The organism is Bradyrhizobium sp. LeoA1Lang (assembly GCF_055413685.1).
Map to the genome: position 1 here is coordinate 1 of NZ_JBVAPG010000050.1, position 16270 is coordinate 16270.

At 63.2% G+C, this 16270-nt stretch carries 17 protein-coding genes; 5 read left to right on the forward strand and 12 right to left on the reverse strand.

Annotated elements, in window-relative coordinates; genetic code table 11:
- Positions 1-124: 124 nt before the first annotated feature.
- The 3 genes from ACZYOF_RS18450 to ACZYOF_RS18460 form a co-directional block, all read right to left on the reverse strand.
- Positions 125-655 (reverse strand): dihydrofolate reductase family protein, encoded by a 531-nt coding sequence (locus ACZYOF_RS18450; protein ID WP_463716631.1) that lies wholly within the window; start codon positions 653-655, stop codon positions 125-127.
- A gap of 310 nt (positions 656-965) precedes the next feature.
- Positions 966-1394, reverse strand: a complete 429-nt coding sequence (locus tag ACZYOF_RS18455; protein ID WP_394570207.1) for a hypothetical protein — start codon at positions 1392-1394, stop codon at positions 966-968.
- Between the two features lie 187 nt (positions 1395-1581).
- Entirely contained in the window at positions 1582-2247 is a 666-nt protein-coding gene (locus tag ACZYOF_RS18460; protein ID WP_463716632.1) for an O-methyltransferase, read from the reverse strand.
- 93 nt (positions 2248-2340) lie between these two features.
- Here ACZYOF_RS18460 and ACZYOF_RS18465 point away from each other — a divergent pair, with 93 nt between their 5' ends.
- Positions 2341-2973 (forward strand): TetR/AcrR family transcriptional regulator, encoded by a 633-nt coding sequence (locus ACZYOF_RS18465; protein ID WP_463716633.1) that lies wholly within the window; start codon positions 2341-2343, stop codon positions 2971-2973.
- A 77-nt stretch (positions 2974-3050) separates the two neighbouring features.
- Here the strand turns inward: ACZYOF_RS18465 and ACZYOF_RS18470 are convergent, their stop codons facing one another.
- The 8 genes from ACZYOF_RS18470 to ACZYOF_RS18505 all read right to left on the reverse strand — a co-directional run bounded on the left by ACZYOF_RS18470 (position 3051) and on the right by ACZYOF_RS18505 (position 11519).
- On the reverse strand, positions 3051-3317 hold the full coding sequence (locus ACZYOF_RS18470) for a hypothetical protein (protein ID WP_130579610.1): 267 nt from the start codon (positions 3315-3317) through the stop codon (positions 3051-3053).
- 1350 nt (positions 3318-4667) lie between these two features.
- Positions 4668-6152: an Asp-tRNA(Asn)/Glu-tRNA(Gln) amidotransferase subunit GatB gene (gatB, locus tag ACZYOF_RS18475; protein ID WP_130579609.1), complete on the reverse strand. Its 1485-nt coding sequence runs from the start codon at positions 6150-6152 to the stop codon at positions 4668-4670.
- Between the two features lie 123 nt (positions 6153-6275).
- Positions 6276-7673 (reverse strand): patatin-like phospholipase family protein, encoded by a 1398-nt coding sequence (locus ACZYOF_RS18480; RefSeq protein WP_394569415.1) that lies wholly within the window; start codon positions 7671-7673, stop codon positions 6276-6278.
- A gap of 266 nt (positions 7674-7939) precedes the next feature.
- Complete coding sequence (locus ACZYOF_RS18485; RefSeq protein WP_463716634.1) at positions 7940-8218, reverse strand: hypothetical protein; 279 nt, start codon at positions 8216-8218, stop codon at positions 7940-7942.
- 1 nt (position 8219) lies between these two features.
- Positions 8220-9695, reverse strand: a complete 1476-nt coding sequence (gene gatA / locus ACZYOF_RS18490) for an Asp-tRNA(Asn)/Glu-tRNA(Gln) amidotransferase subunit GatA (RefSeq protein WP_282530779.1) — start codon at positions 9693-9695, stop codon at positions 8220-8222.
- Positions 9696-9908, reverse strand: a complete 213-nt coding sequence (locus ACZYOF_RS18495; protein ID WP_028166674.1) for a hypothetical protein — start codon at positions 9906-9908, stop codon at positions 9696-9698.
- A 32-nt stretch (positions 9909-9940) separates the two neighbouring features.
- On the reverse strand, positions 9941-10228 hold the full coding sequence (gene gatC, locus ACZYOF_RS18500) for an Asp-tRNA(Asn)/Glu-tRNA(Gln) amidotransferase subunit GatC (protein WP_028166675.1): 288 nt from the start codon (positions 10226-10228) through the stop codon (positions 9941-9943).
- Between the two features lie 214 nt (positions 10229-10442).
- A complete protein-coding gene (locus ACZYOF_RS18505; RefSeq protein ID WP_463716635.1) occupies positions 10443-11519 on the reverse strand; it encodes an NAD(P)H-dependent flavin oxidoreductase in 1077 nt (358 codons plus the stop codon).
- A 333-nt stretch (positions 11520-11852) separates the two neighbouring features.
- Here ACZYOF_RS18505 and ACZYOF_RS18510 point away from each other — a divergent pair, with 333 nt between their 5' ends.
- The 4 genes from ACZYOF_RS18510 to ACZYOF_RS18525 all read left to right on the forward strand — a co-directional run bounded on the left by ACZYOF_RS18510 (position 11853) and on the right by ACZYOF_RS18525 (position 15505).
- Positions 11853-12743, forward strand: coding sequence for a LysR family transcriptional regulator (locus ACZYOF_RS18510; protein WP_282530780.1), 891 nt, complete (start codon positions 11853-11855; stop codon positions 12741-12743).
- Positions 12744-12932: 189 nt separating this feature from the next.
- Positions 12933-13868 (forward strand): cyclase family protein, encoded by a 936-nt coding sequence (locus tag ACZYOF_RS18515; protein ID WP_130579603.1) that lies wholly within the window; start codon positions 12933-12935, stop codon positions 13866-13868.
- Between the two features lie 218 nt (positions 13869-14086).
- Positions 14087-14569 carry a Holliday junction resolvase RuvX gene (gene ruvX / locus ACZYOF_RS18520; protein ID WP_463716636.1) on the forward strand — a complete coding sequence of 161 codons (483 nt, stop codon included), beginning with the start codon at positions 14087-14089 and terminating at the stop codon, positions 14567-14569.
- 3 nt (positions 14570-14572) lie between these two features.
- The gene (locus tag ACZYOF_RS18525; protein WP_463716637.1) at positions 14573-15505 is read left to right on the forward strand and encodes an AEC family transporter; all 933 of its coding nucleotides are present in this window, start codon (positions 14573-14575) and stop codon (positions 15503-15505) included.
- Here ACZYOF_RS18525 and ACZYOF_RS18530 read toward each other — a convergent pair.
- On the reverse strand, positions 15502-16260 hold the full coding sequence (locus ACZYOF_RS18530; RefSeq protein ID WP_463716638.1) for a lysostaphin resistance A-like protein: 759 nt from the start codon (positions 16258-16260) through the stop codon (positions 15502-15504). The genes ACZYOF_RS18525 and ACZYOF_RS18530 overlap by 4 nt on opposite strands.
- Positions 16261-16270: the final 10 nt, after the last annotated feature.

The following is a 16270-nucleotide window of genomic DNA, read 5'->3' on the forward strand; positions in this document are numbered from 1 at the left end:
TGATCTCCCGAAGCGACGCCGCCCACAACGCAAGCGTCTCCTCAATCGACGCTGCCTGCGTCCACGATCTTCGAATCATGGTTGCCCATGGATTCAGAAACCCACTAAAAAAACAACTGTAATGCTAAGCAGGAACGTATGTCAGCCTGACCGTGTCCTCGCCAACGAGATCGGTGGAAACAAGGCGGAGCGGCGGTCGGGGACCGGCGAAGAATGGCTTGCCGCGACCAAGCACGATGGGGTGGAAGTAGAGTCGATACTCATCGATAAGACCAAGGTCGGTTAGGCTTTGTGCTAGGTCCGGGCCGGAAACTGTAATCTCTCCAACAAGCCGAGCCTTCAGGCCACGTATCACCGCCTCGATGTTATCCTCGACAAGTGTGGCGTTGGGGCCGACTGAGTTCAACGAGCGCGACACGACCCACTTCGGTTGGCGCCGCCACGCCGCCGCGAACTCGTGATGCTCCGCATTCCACTCAGGACGGTCTTCGTCCCAATAACGCATAACCTCGTACATGCGGCGACCGTACACACTGCCGGTCAGGTCGCGCACGTGCTCTATCCAGTGACGAAAGAGTGCGGGACTTGGCGCAAATTCCTGGTGATCGACATAACCGTCCAAGGACTGGTTCATTCCGAAGACGATCTTTGCCATGCTGCCAAATCTCCATCCCAAGATCTTCACGATAGTATGAACAGAGTGATGCAGAAAGTGGAGTTGGCCGCAAACTGCGTGCCGCGTTGTCGATGCCGGTAAGATATGTGATCGGACAGAGCGGCTACATCCTGTATGCAGAAATCAATTCTGATTACACCCGCCGACCCGAGCCGGAGAACTGCTGCCCGCGCTCAAGAAGGCGGCGAACGTCTCCGCTTAAGATCGTTCGTGCAGGGCGCCGGCGCCGGCATCACGCTGCAGGTGCCCTCGCCGTCTGGCTAACGTGCGGCCCCTCCCGCTCGGCTTTTTACTTGCGATACTGCGCCGGAGGCTGCGGATTGTTCGCCGGATTGGTGTCGTGCTTGGAAAGTCGCGTGATCAGCTTGCCGCCGACAAGGGGCTGCAAGTCTGCTTCCAGCGCGTCAGCGAGCGGCTTGGCATAGACTTCATTACCGTCAACATAGAGCGTGAACGACTTGACGTATTTCGCCTGCTTTTCAGGATCCTCGATCGTCGCTTTGGTCCATGCGTAAAGCGGATAGTTTTCGGTGCCCCGCTTCTCAGCTTCAGCCACATAGTCGGCGAAGGCATCGAACTGAGACTTCATCGTCGCATGATGTCTGGCGAGGATGTCCGCCAGCGGCTTGATTGCCGGATTGTCGGGATCGCGCCGCGCCACTCCGGCAAGCTCGTCGCCGAGATAGATCCGCACCTGGAATTCCCATTGCTTGTTCATCGTTGGCTTCCCCGAGGCCGTCACGAGCTCGCCTCGTCGGCTATCTAAACAGATGTACGCTACGGACCATCGGCCAAGCTCCCGACCAATCGCCCTTGATGCGACGCCGTCCTCTCGCGGTCCAGACAAAAGTGGTTGAATACCTTCGTAGAAATCGCCAAGCGGGATGCATCTCCGCAAACACCGGTCAGCCGATCCGCATCGAAAGCTCGACGTCCCCACCGAATGGCGTGGACATGTAACCGTTCGCGGGCGAGCGAACATGCGCCAGGTAGTCAGGGCTGCAGTCGGCGTTGTCGGCGACGATGAAGGCGCCCGGCCTGAGACGGCTTTCCACCAGGCTCAGTATCTCGGGATAGAGCGCCTTGGCGCCGTCGAGCAGCAGCAGGTCGATCGTTTCGGGGAGATCGACGCTCAGCGTCTGCAAGGCATCTCCTTCTCGGATCTCCACGAGGTCGATGAGACCGCCGGCGGTCAGATTGTCGCGGGCCCGTGCGGCCTTGGACGGCTCGAACTCGCTGGAGATCAGGCGGCCACCGCCATTGTCCCGCAGCGCTGCGGCGAGATGCAGTGTCGAGATGCCGAACGAAGTCCCGAACTCGACGATCACCCGCGCGCCGCAGCCTCGCGCCAGCATGTAGAGCAACGTGCCGGTTTCTCGCGAGACCGCGAGCGGAAAATCTTTCAGGCGGCCGTAGAAGTCGCGGTAATCGGTCTTGCTTCGCATCAGGCGCGAATGCTCCTCGCTGGAGAGATCGGCCACTGCAGGATTGGCCGCGGGCGAAGCCGCATCGGCCTCTTCGAATAAGCGATCCAGCAAGGGAGCAAGCGGGATGGTGGTCAGGGTGGTCATTCAGGTCTCCGCTCTCGGATGAGCGCGTTCTTGCGCCGGATCAGAAATACGACTAATCCCTCGCATTTCCTATTCGCATTGCCAGGCCACTCCATGACCGATCGGCGAAGTACCCGGATTTCCTCACGAAAACAGCCCAAGCAGGCGCGCTCGGCGGAGCTCGTCGCCGCGATTTTGGATGCTGCTGTTCAGGTTTTGGCGAAGGAAGGCGCGCAGCGCTTCACCACGGCGCGCGTGGCCGAGAAGGCCGGAGTCAGTATCGGATCGCTGTATCAGTATTTCCCGAACAAGGCGGCGATCCTCTTCCGACTGCAGAGCGATGAATGGCGGCAGACGACCGACGTGCTGCGCGGAATCCTTGAAGACGACCGGAGACCGCCGCTCGAACGGCTGCGCACCCTGGTCCACGCCTTCATCCGCTCGGAGTGTGATGAAGCCGCGATGCGTGTGGCGCTCAATGACGCCGCCCCTCTCTATCGCGATGCGCCCGAAGCGCAGCAAGCGATGGCGTCGGGCGAGCGCATTGTCCAGGTCTTCATGCAGGAGGCGCTGCCCGAGGCATCAGAAGCAACTCGCGCGTTGGCTGGCGACCTGATCACGACGACGCTGACCGAGGTGGGCAAGCAGTTCTCGGAGACCCCTCGCTCGCCCACAGAGATCGAAGCCTATGGCGACGCCATGGCCGATATGTTCTGCGCGTACCTTAAAGATCTCGGGCACTGCTGAGATCGGCGGCAGAGCCGATCGCAACGGACCGATCAGCGCCGCGGCCAAGGATGATCGCGGCGACGAGCTCCGCCGGCTTAGTGCGCCGTCATCCAGGCGCGGGCTTCGCGCTGCGCCGCGGCGATCTCGGCTTCCGTCATCTGCTCGGCGATCTCGCGCCGCATCACCATGGCATCCGTACGGCCCTTCAGGGCGGCAAGGTTGAACCACTTGTGCGCCGCGACCAGGTTGACCACGCCGGAACGGCCGCTCGCCCAGTAGAGACCACGCTCGAACAGCACGTCCGAGATCGCGGTCGCGTCCACCGGAATGGCCGTCTCCAGATTGATATGTCCCTGAAACATTCTCGTAGCTCCCCTTTTTTGTTGTTGGCCGCTCTCCCCCGAGCGCGGCCCCCGTCCACATCTAACGCCTTACTTCCCCAACGCCGTTTGCCGGCTTGTTGAGGGAGATCATGACGGGCAAATTTGAAAAGCAGTTTAAGTATCGCGATGAACGGGGTGTAAACGCGGGGGGCGCGGCGAGTTCCCGAAATCCGAGAAGTGCCTGCAGCACAATGGTTTATGCGCAATGGTGAAGTCTGGTTTACCCTGGCGGTTGGCGGAACGATAACCATCGCGCGCAAACGCCAACTGGACGCGGCAGCACCGCCGCCCGCCATACGGCAGCGGAAGCCAACCGGTCGTCATGTGGGAGAGATCAGGCAATAAAAAAGCCGGCACCAAACGGCCGGCTATTGGAACGAGGGCGTCGGCGAACACGTCAGGATCAGATCTCACGATGGGCCTTGGGCCCTGTGAAATTGCGGAGCCGAATAGAGGTCCGCACCGAACGAAGAAACCTGTTTCTTCTGCCGGATCGACTTCGAAGGGCAAGCCCTTCTTATAAGGCGATCCAGCCGTTTGACCTGATGTCTCGCCGACACCCTCTTTCGTCAACCGGATCCGCCTGAGTGGATTGCTCCAAGGAAGCAGATCGTCCGAAGGTCCGGGTGACGGGCCGGCGTCAATCCGCCGGCATCCTCTCTCGGGCGAGAGTTACTTCTTCTTCTTCGCGACCTTCTTGGTCTTCTTCGCAGTCTTCTTCACTGCGCTCTTCGCCTTCTTCGCCTTCTTAGCTTTCTTCGCCATGTTGCCCTCCAATATCGTGAGATGGCTATACTTCGCTGCGTGCACTCGGGAATCGAGATGCACTGCATCCCGAATACACCAACACATCGAAAAAAACAGCGTCCAGCTTAAGGAAGTGTTGATGTTACGAGGCGCGAGAAGTATGCGCGCGCCAAGCGCAAGCGCGACGTTGCGCTGACGCGGTGATGCAGGAAATGCAGAGTCGATCGACATCGACACTCATCGCGAATGCAGAAAGTGCCTGTGCCACAGGCATTTCTTGAATTCTCGTTTCTTCGCGCATGATGCGACGGAGATGTCGGCGCAACTCACGAGGCCTGCCGAGAAGGCGTTGCGCAGGCGTTGAGACGCCAATTCCGGCTACAAAAAAAATTTCGTGGGTAAGCCGTATCGGCGGCATCTCCGCCCGCCGAAACGGCCTTTTCGGACGAATCTCGGCCGACCGATTCGGTGGAGGGACGATCCCGACGCGGTGATTGAAGGCGTGAGAAGCGAGCCGCGGACGCCTTCGCGCATCGCACAGAGCGCCTGCTGCGATGCCGTTCGCGTCCGCGAGCGATGCGTTCAGAGGCCGAGCTTCGACTTCAGGAGATCGTTCACAGCCTGCGGGTTGGCCTTGCCGCCAGACGACTTCATCACCTGTCCGACGAACCAGCCGATCATCTGCGGCTTCGCTTTCGCCTGCGCCACCTTGTCCGGATTGGCGGCGACGATGTCGTCGACCACCTTCTCGATCGCGCCGAGGTCAGTGACCTGCTTCATGCCGCGCGCTTCGACGAGCGCACGGGGATCGCCGCCTTCCTGCCAGACGATCTCGAACAGGTCCTTGGCGATCTTGCCGGAAATCGTCCCCTCGCCGATCAGGTCGATGATCGCGGCAAGCTGCTCGGAGGAGACGGGCGAGCCCGTAATATCCCGGCCTTCCTTGTTGAGGCGCCCGAACAGTTCGTTGATCACCCAGTTGGCCGCGAGCTTGCCGTCGCGCGCACGGTCGGCGAGGCGGGCAAGCACCGTCTCATAGAACTCCGCGCTCTCGCGCTCGGCGACCAGCACGCCGGCGTCATAGGGCGACAGCGCGAAGTCGGAGATGAAGCGCGCCTTTTTCTGATCGGGCAGCTCGGGCAGCTCGGTCTTCAGCTCGTCGACGAACGCCTGGCTGAACTCCAGCGGCAACAGGTCGGGATCGGGAAAATAACGATAGTCGTGCGCCTCTTCCTTGGAGCGCATCGAGCGCGTTTCGCCCTTGCCCGGATCGAATAGCCGCGTCTCCTGGTCGATGCTGCCGCCGTCCTCGAGGATCTCGATCTGGCGCCGCGCCTCATACTCGATCGCCTGGCCGATGAAGTTGATCGAGTTCATGTTCTTGATCTCGCAGCGGGTGCCGAGCGGGCCGCCCGGCTTGCGCACGGAGACGTTGACGTCGGCGCGCAAGCTTCCCTTCTCCATGTCGCCGTCGCAGGTGCCGAGATAGCGCAGGATCGAGCGCAGCTTGGCGACGTAAGCCTTGGCCTGCTCGGCATCTCGGATGTCGGGCTTGGAGACGATCTCCATCAGCGCGACGCCGGAGCGATTGAGGTCGACATAGGACATCGTCGGCGACTGGTCGTGCAGCGACTTGCCGGCGTCCTGCTCCAGATGCAGCCGCTCGATGCCGACGGTGACGCTGCGGCCGCCTTCGAGCTCGACCAGCACCTCGCCCTCGCCCACGATCGGCGACTTGTACTGGCTGATCTGGTAGCCCTGCGGCAGGTCGGGATAGAAATAATTCTTGCGGTCGAACACCGAGCGCAGGTTGATCCTGGCATTCAGCCCGAGCCCGGTGCGCACTGCCTGCCGCACGCATTCCCCGTTGATCACGGGCAGCATGCCCGGCATCGCCGCGTCCACCAGCGAGACATGGCTGTTCGGCTCGCCGCCGAACGCGGTCGAGGCGCCCGAGAACAGCTTTGAATTGGAGACGACCTGGGCATGGATCTCCATGCCGATCACCATCTCCCAGTCGCCGGTCGCGCCCTTGATGAGCTTGTGTGATGTGACAGGTGCGTTCATTGGTCTCGGTTTCCGGACAATTGATATCTGGGACGGCTTTGGGCTTCGCGCAACGGACCGCGGCAGTCAAGCCGGAGAGCATGATCCGGAAAAGATCATGCTCAAACAAAGGGATTCGGGTGGTCAAAGCCCGCGTCGAAACGCCTGGTAGGACTTGCTCAGGCGGAGTGCGTCGGCCCCGCCCGCGATCAAGAGGTCGACCTGTTCCGGCGGCAGCGCGAACCGCGTCGGGATCGCGTTCAGGATGCCGGCGCGCTCTTCGCCCAACTGATCGAAGCCGAGCCGCTCGACATAGATGTGGACGTCACCGCATTGCCAGTTGCCGCCGACGCCAAGGCGGGCGCGATCGGCCGCCGACAGTCCGCACCGCCACCGCTTCAGCTTGCCCGACCATTCGGTGGCAAGCCCCGAGAATGCCGCGTAGCTCGAGCGCACGCTGGCATCGATGGCGGTGTCGGCCGCCGCCGCAACCAGCTCCGCCCCGCTCGGGCCTTCGAGGCGCTGCGCGAAATCGCCGGATATGCCGCGCCCGGCATCGACCACCATGAACAGGATCCGCTGGAGCTTCACCGCCTGCCGCTCCGTCAACGGCTGGTACGGCCGCTCCGCTGCCAACAGCCCGATGGTGAGACCGGACAGGCCAAAATTGTCGACGAGCCCGCCGTCCAGCAGCTTCACGTAGCGCATGGAGCCGTCGCGGTAGCGCGCATTGGCCTCGGCGAACGAGCGCAGCAATGGCTGCGCGTTCGGGTCGCGCCGCACGCGTTCGAGCCAGGCCGGCAGCGGCTTCGAGCAGCCGCCGGGATAGGTCTCCAACACGATCGGCGCGAACGCGAGCGGCACCGCGGCCGATGCGGCAACCGCTTCGGACACACGGTAGGAGCGGATGTCGCTGCACAGTGCGTCAAAGGAGGTCTTTCCGAACACGAACGGCGTGCGGTTATAGATGTCGGAGGCGTTGATCCAGACCTTTGGCCGCCGGTCCTCGCGCAGCGCATCGAACCGCGCGCCGTCGAACAGGTTCTGGTCCAGCCACTCGGTGAGCTGGCTGTTGTTGACGCCACCGGCGAGCGCACGGCCGATATTGCCGAGCGAGACATTGGTCCTCAGCCCCTCCTCCGCATTCCGCAACAGGAAGCGTTCGCGGAAATCGTCGAGCGCGGCGCGCTTCTTCAGACCGAAATAGGCGGCGGTGATCGAGCCGCCGGACACGCCGGAGACGAAGTCGACACGATCGAGCAGGGTCTTCGCTTGGTTAGAACCGCCGTGAGAGCGATCGAGCTCCTTGAGCACGCCGAACGAGAAGGCCGCCGCGCGCGTGCCGCCGCCCGAGAAGGACAGCGCGACCAGCACGTCGTCGTCATAGCTTGGGATGTCGCGCCCGAGATTGCTGTCGGCGAGCGCATTGGCAAGCGGCACGTTGCTCGGCAGGTTGTAGACGGTTGCGCATCCGGCAAGCGCCACCGCAAAACTGGCCGCCAGTATCGTCGACAGCCACGCCCCTATGCCCGATCTACGCACAAACACCCTCTTGCCGCGCCCCCGCCACGCTTCCCTATCGCGGGCAATCTGGGCGCCCGCGTGGCGCGCAAAGACAGGGCCAATGTCCATCCGGGCGAATTGAATTGCGGTCAAGTAAAGAAACCGCGTCAAAATGAACCACGAAAGCCTTCACAACTTGGAGAGGTTAGAGCGTTTTCGAGCGAAGTGGACACCGGTTCGCGTAGCAATCAAGTTTACGCAGATTGCGTAGACTTATCTGCGCAGAAAACGCGTCAAACAACAATCTAGAGCAGCGCAGAGACGATCCGCTCCCACTCGGCATCGAGGGCATCCTTGGCCACCGGTTGGCCCGCCCGGCGGTACCAGTAGCCGGCATTGCCGACATCGCCCTCGACGCGATGTAGATAGGCGTGCACCCAGGCGGCCTCGGCGGTGCTTTCGTCCTGCACGATGCGGTGCGCCTTGTCCCAATTGCCTTTCGCCGCCCACCACAGCGCCGCCAGCGGCGGCGACAGCGAAGGCTCCGGCGCGGCGTCGTTGAGGCTGGTGCGGAAATCGGCCATCTCACCACCACCTCGGCGGCGTAGAGCGTCCGGCCGCCTGCTCGATCACTTCGCCGAGCGAGAACAGCGTCTCTTCATCGAAGGCGCGCCCGATCAGTTGCAGCCCGAGCGGCAAGCCCTGCGCATCCTTGCCGGCGGGGACCGCGATGCCGGGCAGGCCTGCCATGTTCACGGTCACCGTGAAGATGTCGTTGAGATACATCTCGACCGGGTCAGTGCCGCCCTTCTCGCCGACGCCGAACGCCGCCGACGGCGTTGCCGGCGTCAAGATCGCGTTCACGCCCTTGACGAAGCAGTCCTCGAAGTCGTTCTTGATCAGCGTGCGCACCTTCTGCGCGCGCAGGTAATAGGCGTCGTAATAGCCGGCCGAGAGCACATAGGTGCCGATCATGACGCGGCGCCGTACCTCATCGCCAAACCCTTCGGCGCGGGTGCTTTCATACATCTCGCCGATGCTGCGGCCGGGCACGCGCAGGCCGTAGCGAACACCGTCGTAGCGCGCCAGGTTCGACGAGGCTTCCGCCGGCGCCACGATATAGTACGCCGGCAGTGCGTATTTGGTGTGCGGCAGCGACACCTCGACCAGCTCGGCGCCGGCGGCCTTCAGCCATGCCGCACCGTCACTCCAGAGCTTCTCGATCTCCGCCGGCATGCCGTCGAGACGGTACTCCTTGGGGATACCGATCTTCATCCCCTTCACCGACTTGCCGATCGCAGCCTCGTAATCGGGCACGCCAATGTTGACCGAGGTGGTGTCCTTCGGATCATGCCCCGCCATCGAGCGCATCAGGATCGCGGAATCGCGCACCGTGCGCGCGATCGGGCCGGCCTGGTCGAGCGAGGACGCGAATGCGACGATGCCCCAGCGCGAGCAGCGGCCATAGGTCGGCTTCACGCCGACGGTTGCGGTGAACGCGGCCGGCTGGCGGATCGAGCCGCCGGTGTCGGTCGCGGTCGCGCCCATGCAGAGCAATGCGGCGACGGCGGACGCCGAGCCGCCGGAGGAGCCGCCCGGCACCAGATGCGTGTTGGAGCCCTCGCGCCGCCACGGATTGACCACCGGGCCGAAGCACGAGGTCTCGTTCGACGAGCCCATCGCGAACTCGTCATTGTTGAGCTTGCCGAGCAGGATCGCGCCGTCGCGCCAGAGCTGCGAGGTCACGGTCGATTCGTAAGGCGGCACGAAATTGCCGAGGATCTTCGAGCACGCCGTGGTGCGGATATCGCGCGTCGCGAACAGGTCCTTGATGCCGAGCGGGATGCCGGCGAGCGGACCGCCATCGCCCTTGCCGATCTGCTCGTCGGCGGCTTTGGCCATCTCGCGTGCGCGGTCGGGCGTCTCCAGCACATAGGCGTTGAGCACGCGCGCCGCTTCGATCGCGGCAAGATGCGCGTCGGTGAGCTCGCGTGCGGTGAAGGATTTGCTCGCCAGGCCCTCGCGGGCCTCGGCGATCGTCAGCGATGTCAAATCGGTCATCTATTTATTGATCGGGCTGCAGAAGAACGGAGACAGGGTCTTGTCGTCGGCGGGGTCGTCCTTTTTGGCGCGCGCCTTGTCGGCGGCCTCGAGCTGATCCAGCACGGTTTGCATCACCGCATTCGGATCGGCGGCCTTGCCCTGCCGCTCCATCACGTCGAGATAGTTCATGTAGGCCTGATAGGCTTTTTCATCGTCGCAGAGCAGACACATCGGACTTCCCGCAAAACAACAGAGAGAGGAGCTTACTCGACGACCTTCGGCACCAGGAAGAAGTGATTCTCGGTGGCCGGCGCATTGCGGACGATATCATCCGCAATCTCGCCGTCATTGACCACGTCGGCACGCTTCTTCATCTCCATCGGAGTGACCGAGGTCATCGGTTCGACGCCCTCGACATTCACCTCCGAAAGCTGCTCGACGAAGGCGAGCATCGCGTTCAGCTCGCCCTGCAGATGGGGAACTTCAGCCTCGGAGACCGCGATCCGCGCAAGCTGCGCGATGCGGCGGACGGTCGTGGCGTCGACTGACATTATATATGGCCTTTGGGCAGCAACATCAGCCCGCCGTATAGCAGACGCCGGTTTTGCGCCGCAACCCGCAGGGAACGTAGCCGTCTCTCCAATGAGAGAGCCCCGTAGCCCGGGTGGAGCGTCAGCGTAACCCGGGGCCGCCCGTAAATATTGATGCAGGTGTCCCGGGTTGCGCGTTCCGCTCCACCCGGGCTACGAAGCAAGCGATGTGGCGCTAGCGGGCCAATTTGCCCATCCGCGCCAGTGCCTCGCCGGCCAGCGTCCGGGTCAGCTCGGCCGCCGGCATTTCGCGGCCCAATGGCAGCGCCTGCCCGGCCCACATATTGGTGAAATCGACCCTGCCGAGTTTTTCGGCAGCCATCTTCAACGGCGCCAGCGCGGTTGCGGCATGCGGAAAGGCCGGCGCATCCGGCGAGATTGGCCCGATCTCTGACATCACGCGGTTGGCGACCCCGCGCGCCGGCCGCCCCGTCATCACATTGGTGATCACGGTGGAATCGTCTCTCGCCTGCGCCAGCGTGGCACGCGCCGCCGGGCCCACCCTGGATTCCGGGCAGCGCAGATAGGCACTGCCGATCTGCACGCCCGAGGCGCCCAGCGCGAACGCCGCCGCGATCCCGCGTCCGTCCGCGATGCCGCCGGCCGCGATCACCGGCACCTTCACCGCATCGACCACCTGCGGCACCAGCGCGAAGATGCCGGGCTGCTCGGCAATATTGTCGGTCAGGAACATGCCGCGATGGCCGCCCGCCTCCGCGCCTTGCGCGATGATGACATCGGCGCCGTGCTCCTCGAGCCAGACCGCTTCCTTCACGATCGTCGCCGACGACATCACGATCGCGCCCGCTTCCTTGACGCGCCTGAGCAGCCGCTCCTCCGGCAGACCAAAATGGAAGCTGACGACTTCCAATTTCAATTCCTCGACCATCTCGCACATCGCATCATCGAACGGCGCGCGATTGGCGGCGTTGACGGGCGCCGCGGAATCCAGCCCAAGCTCCTTGTAGTACGCCGCAAGCCGCGCCTTCCAACGCGCCTCGTGCTGCGGATCCGGATCGTCCGGCTGGTGGCAGAAGAAGTTCATGTTGATCGGCGCGGAGACACGCTGGCGGATGATGTTGACCTGCTCGCGCGCCTTCTCCGCCGTGAGCATCGCGCAGGGCAATGAGCCGAGCGCGCCGCCTTGCGCGGCTGCGATCACGAGATCTGCATCCATCACGCCGGCCATCGGCGCCAGTACGATCGGAAACTCGGTCTTGAACAAATCGATAATTCGGCAGTCCGGCCACATGATTCAACTCTCTCGTTGGCTCGTTGCTAGTAACCTTCTCCCACAACGGGAAAAGACGAGATGCGCCGAATGAGGGGTTCTCTCCACGGGCGCACGTGTTCGTGGAGAGAACCCCTCACCCAAGCGAATTCGGTCGCAGCCGCCAGAGATGCCCTCTCCCACAAGGGGCGAGGGCGCATCAACCGGCAGCATCGAGCCACGATCAATTCAGCGCGAAAGCGTTTATTGCCCGAAAACCCCCATCTCGACAGTCAGATTAGGCAGCGCTACCATTCTCTCGAAATGAATACTTGAGAACGCTGCCATCTCAATAATGAAACGCAGGCTGCGATCATGGAACTCACCGACCTCCAGACCTTTGCAACTGTCGCCCGTCTCGGCGGCATCACCCGCGCCGCCGATGAGCTGCACACCGTGCAGTCCAACGTCACCCAGAGGATCAAGGCGCTCGAAGCCGAGATCGGCACCGCGCTGTTCGAGCGGCACAGCCGCGGCATGACGCTGACCGGCGCGGGGCGACGGCTGCTCCCGTATGCGCAACGAATGGCCGCGCTCTCACGCGAAGCGATGCTCGCCGCGCGCGATGATGGCGAGCCGAAGGGACCGCTGGCGATCGGCTCCATGGAGACGACAGCCGCCGTCCGCCTGCCCGTGCTGCTTGCCGAATTCCATCGCCGCTTCCCCGCGGTGCGACTGACCCTGAAGACCGCGACCACGACCGATCTCGTCACTGCCGTGCTTGATGGCACGCTGGACGGCGCCTTCGTGGCCGGTCCGATCGATCACGCCGAGCTCACCTCCACCCTCGCCTTCCGCGAAGAACTGGTGCTGGTCACCGCGCGCCGCTGGGCCAACCTCGCCGCCTTGCGTGCGGGCACGTCGGAATCCGGACCGACCGCGCTGGTGTTCCGCACCGGCTGCACCTATCGGCAGCGGCTCGAGCAGATCTTCACCGACTTGGGCTGGCCGTCGGCCGCACGCTTCGAGCTCGGCACGCTCGACGGCATGGTCGGCTGCGTCGCCGCCGACATGGGCGTGACGCTGTTGCCGCGCGTCGTCGTCGAGCGCAACGCGTTGCATGCCAGCGTCAGCATCCACGCGCTCGATCCATCCTATGCGCGCGCCGAAACGATCTTCATCCAGCGCCGCAGCGCCCATCAATATAGCGCTCTGCAGAGTTTTGCCGCCTGTCTCGACAAGGACGATCAGGTCATCGCGGCCTGACCGCTCGTTCCGCTCCGCGAAATCCGGAAAGCCTTATTTCTGTGACGGAGCCATCACAGGTTTCGCGCGTGCGGGCACCCGTATGGTGCGGGCCCGCCATCAAAAATTTTTGGATCGTGCCCCGCGTCTACGTTAGTATGTGGCGCTTTCTACCAACAACCATAACGTCAACATCTGGGAGGGACTGCGATGCGCACCGCATTCGTGTTGTGCTGTTCTGTTGCTTTGTTGGTTACGGTCGGAACGGCAAGCGCACAAGACTGGACCAAGTCGAAATGGGGGCCGAACGACGAGATCGGCGCCGCCAACTACATGACGCCAGAACTCGTCGTCAAAGCCGCATCATTGGTGAAGACCGGCAAGACCTACGCGCTCGGCATTCCCGTCGATACCAAGACGCCGGCCTATCCGCCGCGCAGCTTCAAGATCACCATCGTTCAGCCCGGACAGGCCGGCAGCTCCGGCATCGGTCCGAACAAGGCGACCTACAATGACGATATCATCGATACCTGGGTCGGCATCGGCAGCCAGCTCGACGGGCTCGGCCATCTCGGCATCGAGCACGTCTACTACAACGGCAACAAGCTCGCCGATTTTGCCGATCCTACGGGCTTGAAGAAGCTCGGCATCGAGAAGGTGCCGCCGATGGTCGCCCGCGGCGTGCTGCTCGACATGGCCGCCTATTACAACACCGACGTGGTCAAGGAGGGCACCGCCTTCAACGTCAAGGAGATCGAGGAAGTCGCGAAGAAACAGGGCGTCGAGATCCGCCAGGGCGACGTCGTGATCTTCCACACCGGCTGGCTTAGCCTGATCGGCAAGGACGACAAGCGCTATTCCGCGGGCGAACCCGGCCTCGGGGTCGAGGGCGCCAATTATCTCACCGGCAAGGGCGTGGTGGCCGTCGGTGCCGACACCTGGGCCGTCGAGACCATCCCGTTCGAAAGCCCCAACGTGTTCGAGGTGCACCAGATCCTGCTTGCCAAGAACGGCACCTACATCCTGGAGAACATGGACACCGCCGAGCTCGCCAAGGACAAGGGGTATGAGTTCCTGTTCGTGCTCGGTCAGCCGCGCTGGCGCGGCGGCGTACAGAGCATGATCAACCCCATCGCGATCCGCTGACATCAGCCGCGAACGCGCTTCCACCTCTCTCCGCTGGGGAGAGGTGGCCCCGTAGCCCGGGTGGAGCGGAGCGCAACCCGGGGGCATTTGCGTCAGCGTCGGCGAGCGTTCCCGGGTTACGCTGCGCTTCACCCGGGCTACCGATCTTCGCCTTCCCGCTGGGGGGAGGTGAAGGGCGGCTTTGCCTCCGCAGGGCACCACGTGTTAATCGCATCCTCATGCCCGCCCCTGTCCTCCCCCTGATCGAAGCTGTCGCGCACTGGCCTGAACGTGGCGCGTTGATCGGGCTCGATCTTGGAACGAAGACCATCGGCGTCGCCGTCTCCGATCCCGATCGCCGGCTGGCTACTGGCGTCGAGACCATCCAGCGCAAGGCGTTCAAGGCCGACGCGGCACGGTTGATGGCGATCGCCGGCGAGCGCAACGCGGTCGGCTTCGTGCTTGGGCTTCCCATCAACATGGACGGCAGCGAGGGGCCGCGGGCGCAATCGACCCGCGCCTTTGCCCGCAACCTCTCCAACCTGACCACGCTCGCGATCGGGCTCTGGGATGAACGGCTCTCGACGGCGGCGGTCGAACGCGAATTGATCGGCATGGATGTCAGCCGCGCCAGGCGCGCTGAAGTGATCGACGAGCACGCCGCGATCTTCATCCTGCAGGGCGCGCTGGATCGGCTGGCAAAATTGCGGGGCGAGCGCTGAAGCATGGCCGTCGTCATCGCGGCGCTGTTGCCGACATTCCTCTTGATCGTGCTCGGCTTCATCCTGAAGCGGACGCTACTCAAGCCGGAGACGCAATGGCACGGCCTGGAACGGCTGACCTATTACGTGCTGTTCCCGGTGCTTTTGATCCAGACGCTGGTGAAGGCCGACCTGACAAAGGTGCCGATCGGCGGCGTCGGTGGCGCGCTGTTCCTCTCGGCGCTGGCGATGTCGCTACTGTGCCTCGCACTTCGCCCGCTGCTAGCACGCAGCGGCGTCGACGGCCCCGCCTTCACCTCGGTGTTCCAGGGCGCCACCCGCTGGCAGACCTATGTTGCGCTCGCGGTGTCAGGCAGCCTCTACGGCGAGATCGGGCTCGCCCTCGCCTCCGTCGCGATGGTCGCGATCATCCCGCTGGTCAATGTGTTCAGCGTCTCCGTGCTCGCACACTACGCCGCGCCGCAAAAGCAATCGGCCGGCACCATCGTCATGACGGTGGTGAAAAACCCGCTGATCTGGGCCTGCGTCGTCGGGCTCCTCTTGAACGTGACCCACTTCCCGCTGCCAAAGCTCTGGCACGACGTCGCCGACGCGCTCGGCCGTTCCTCGCTTGCGATCGGCCTGCTCGTCACCGGCGCCGGCCTGCACCTCGAAGGCATGTTCCGTCCGAGCCTCGCCGCCAGCGTCACGGTGTTTCTGAAGCTGATCGCCATGCCCACGATCGCCGTGGCGCTCGGCCTCGCGTTCGGCCTTTCCGGCCCGAGCCTCGTGATCGTCGCCGTCGGCTCGGCGGTACCCACTTCCTCTTCGGCCTATGTGCTCGCCCGCCAGATGGGCGGCGACGCACCGCTGCTGGCGCAGATCATCACGCTGCAGACGATATTGGCGGCGATCACAATGCCCGTTATCATCGCGCTCGCGGCAAGCGGGCTTTAGATATAAGGCCCTATCAGGAAGAAGTAGACGGTGTTCATGGCTGAATGAAGCACCACCGTCAGCCAGGTTGAATTGCTGCGCCAACGAAGGTGGCCAAGCACAAGGCCCACGACGAAGATCTCCAGCCGTCCAAACCAATCATATTGAGTGTGGTACACGGCCCATACCGCGGAGGTCAGCACGATGGCCCCGATCGGACCAAGAAACGATTGCGACCAGCCACGGAACATGAAGCCGCGGAAGACAAACTCTTCGAGTATCGGCCCTGCAATGCAGCTGCCGATCAGCAAGGCGAGCAAACCGCTCGCGTCTCCGACGACGAGAAGCGGAGCAGCCGTAGGGTCTTGTGGGACGTCTTGGCCAACAGCATATGCGACGAAACTTTCGGCTACTAAGACCATCGTCACAATGGCCACGCCGCGCCACAGTTCGTCCGCACTCGGCCACTTCAACGCAAGATATTCCGCGAAATCTCTGCGGATCATTCGGATCGCAATCCACAACACGGCGACGGTAGCCGGAGCTGCCGCGATTGTGCCGGCGCCTTGCCAGCGCCCCTGCATCCACACCGCCTCAAATTGAGCTGGCGATAAGCCCGTCGTCCCCCCGTCCGTGGCCAGCATGATGCTGATGGTTAATTGCCCTGCCAGAACGAACACGCCGGCAGCGATCAGACTGACGAACGTCGTCTCCATGAAGTCCCACGTTCGCGGCGAGACCGAGGCCGGCGATTTGGCATTTTCGAAGTCCGACATATCGATTTTT

Excerpts from the sequence above, each read along its gene's own strand:
- ACZYOF_RS18470 (WP_130579610.1), bottom strand. The coding sequence starts at position 3,317 with ATGTTTCAGGGACATATCAATCTGGAGACGGCCATTCCGGTGGACGCG.
- ACZYOF_RS18460 (WP_463716632.1), bottom strand. The coding sequence starts at position 2,247 with ATGACCACCCTGACCACCATCCCGCTTGCTCCCTTGCTGGATCGCTTA.
- gatB (WP_130579609.1), bottom strand. The coding sequence starts at position 6,152 with ATGAACGCACCTGTCACATCACACAAGCTCATCAAGGGCGCGACCGGC.
- gatC (WP_028166675.1), bottom strand. The coding sequence starts at position 10,228 with ATGTCAGTCGACGCCACGACCGTCCGCCGCATCGCGCAGCTTGCGCGG.
- ACZYOF_RS18530 (WP_463716638.1), bottom strand. The coding sequence starts at position 16,260 with ATGTCGGACTTCGAAAATGCCAAATCGCCGGCCTCGGTCTCGCCGCGA.
- ACZYOF_RS18510 (WP_282530780.1), top strand. The coding sequence starts at position 11,853 with ATGGAACTCACCGACCTCCAGACCTTTGCAACTGTCGCCCGTCTCGGC.
- ACZYOF_RS18515 (WP_130579603.1), top strand. The coding sequence starts at position 12,933 with ATGCGCACCGCATTCGTGTTGTGCTGTTCTGTTGCTTTGTTGGTTACG.
- ACZYOF_RS18455 (WP_394570207.1), bottom strand. The coding sequence starts at position 1,394 with ATGAACAAGCAATGGGAATTCCAGGTGCGGATCTATCTCGGCGACGAG.
- ACZYOF_RS18465 (WP_463716633.1), top strand. The coding sequence starts at position 2,341 with ATGACCGATCGGCGAAGTACCCGGATTTCCTCACGAAAACAGCCCAAG.
- ACZYOF_RS18525 (WP_463716637.1), top strand. The coding sequence starts at position 14,573 with ATGGCCGTCGTCATCGCGGCGCTGTTGCCGACATTCCTCTTGATCGTG.
- ACZYOF_RS18495 (WP_028166674.1), bottom strand. The coding sequence starts at position 9,908 with ATGTGTCTGCTCTGCGACGATGAAAAAGCCTATCAGGCCTACATGAAC.
- ACZYOF_RS18505 (WP_463716635.1), bottom strand. The coding sequence starts at position 11,519 with ATGTGGCCGGACTGCCGAATTATCGATTTGTTCAAGACCGAGTTTCCG.
- gatA (WP_282530779.1), bottom strand. The coding sequence starts at position 9,695 with ATGACCGATTTGACATCGCTGACGATCGCCGAGGCCCGCGAGGGCCTG.
- ACZYOF_RS18450 (WP_463716631.1), bottom strand. The coding sequence starts at position 655 with ATGGCAAAGATCGTCTTCGGAATGAACCAGTCCTTGGACGGTTATGTC.
- ruvX (WP_463716636.1), top strand. The coding sequence starts at position 14,087 with ATGCCCGCCCCTGTCCTCCCCCTGATCGAAGCTGTCGCGCACTGGCCT.
- ACZYOF_RS18485 (WP_463716634.1), bottom strand. The coding sequence starts at position 8,218 with ATGGCCGATTTCCGCACCAGCCTCAACGACGCCGCGCCGGAGCCTTCG.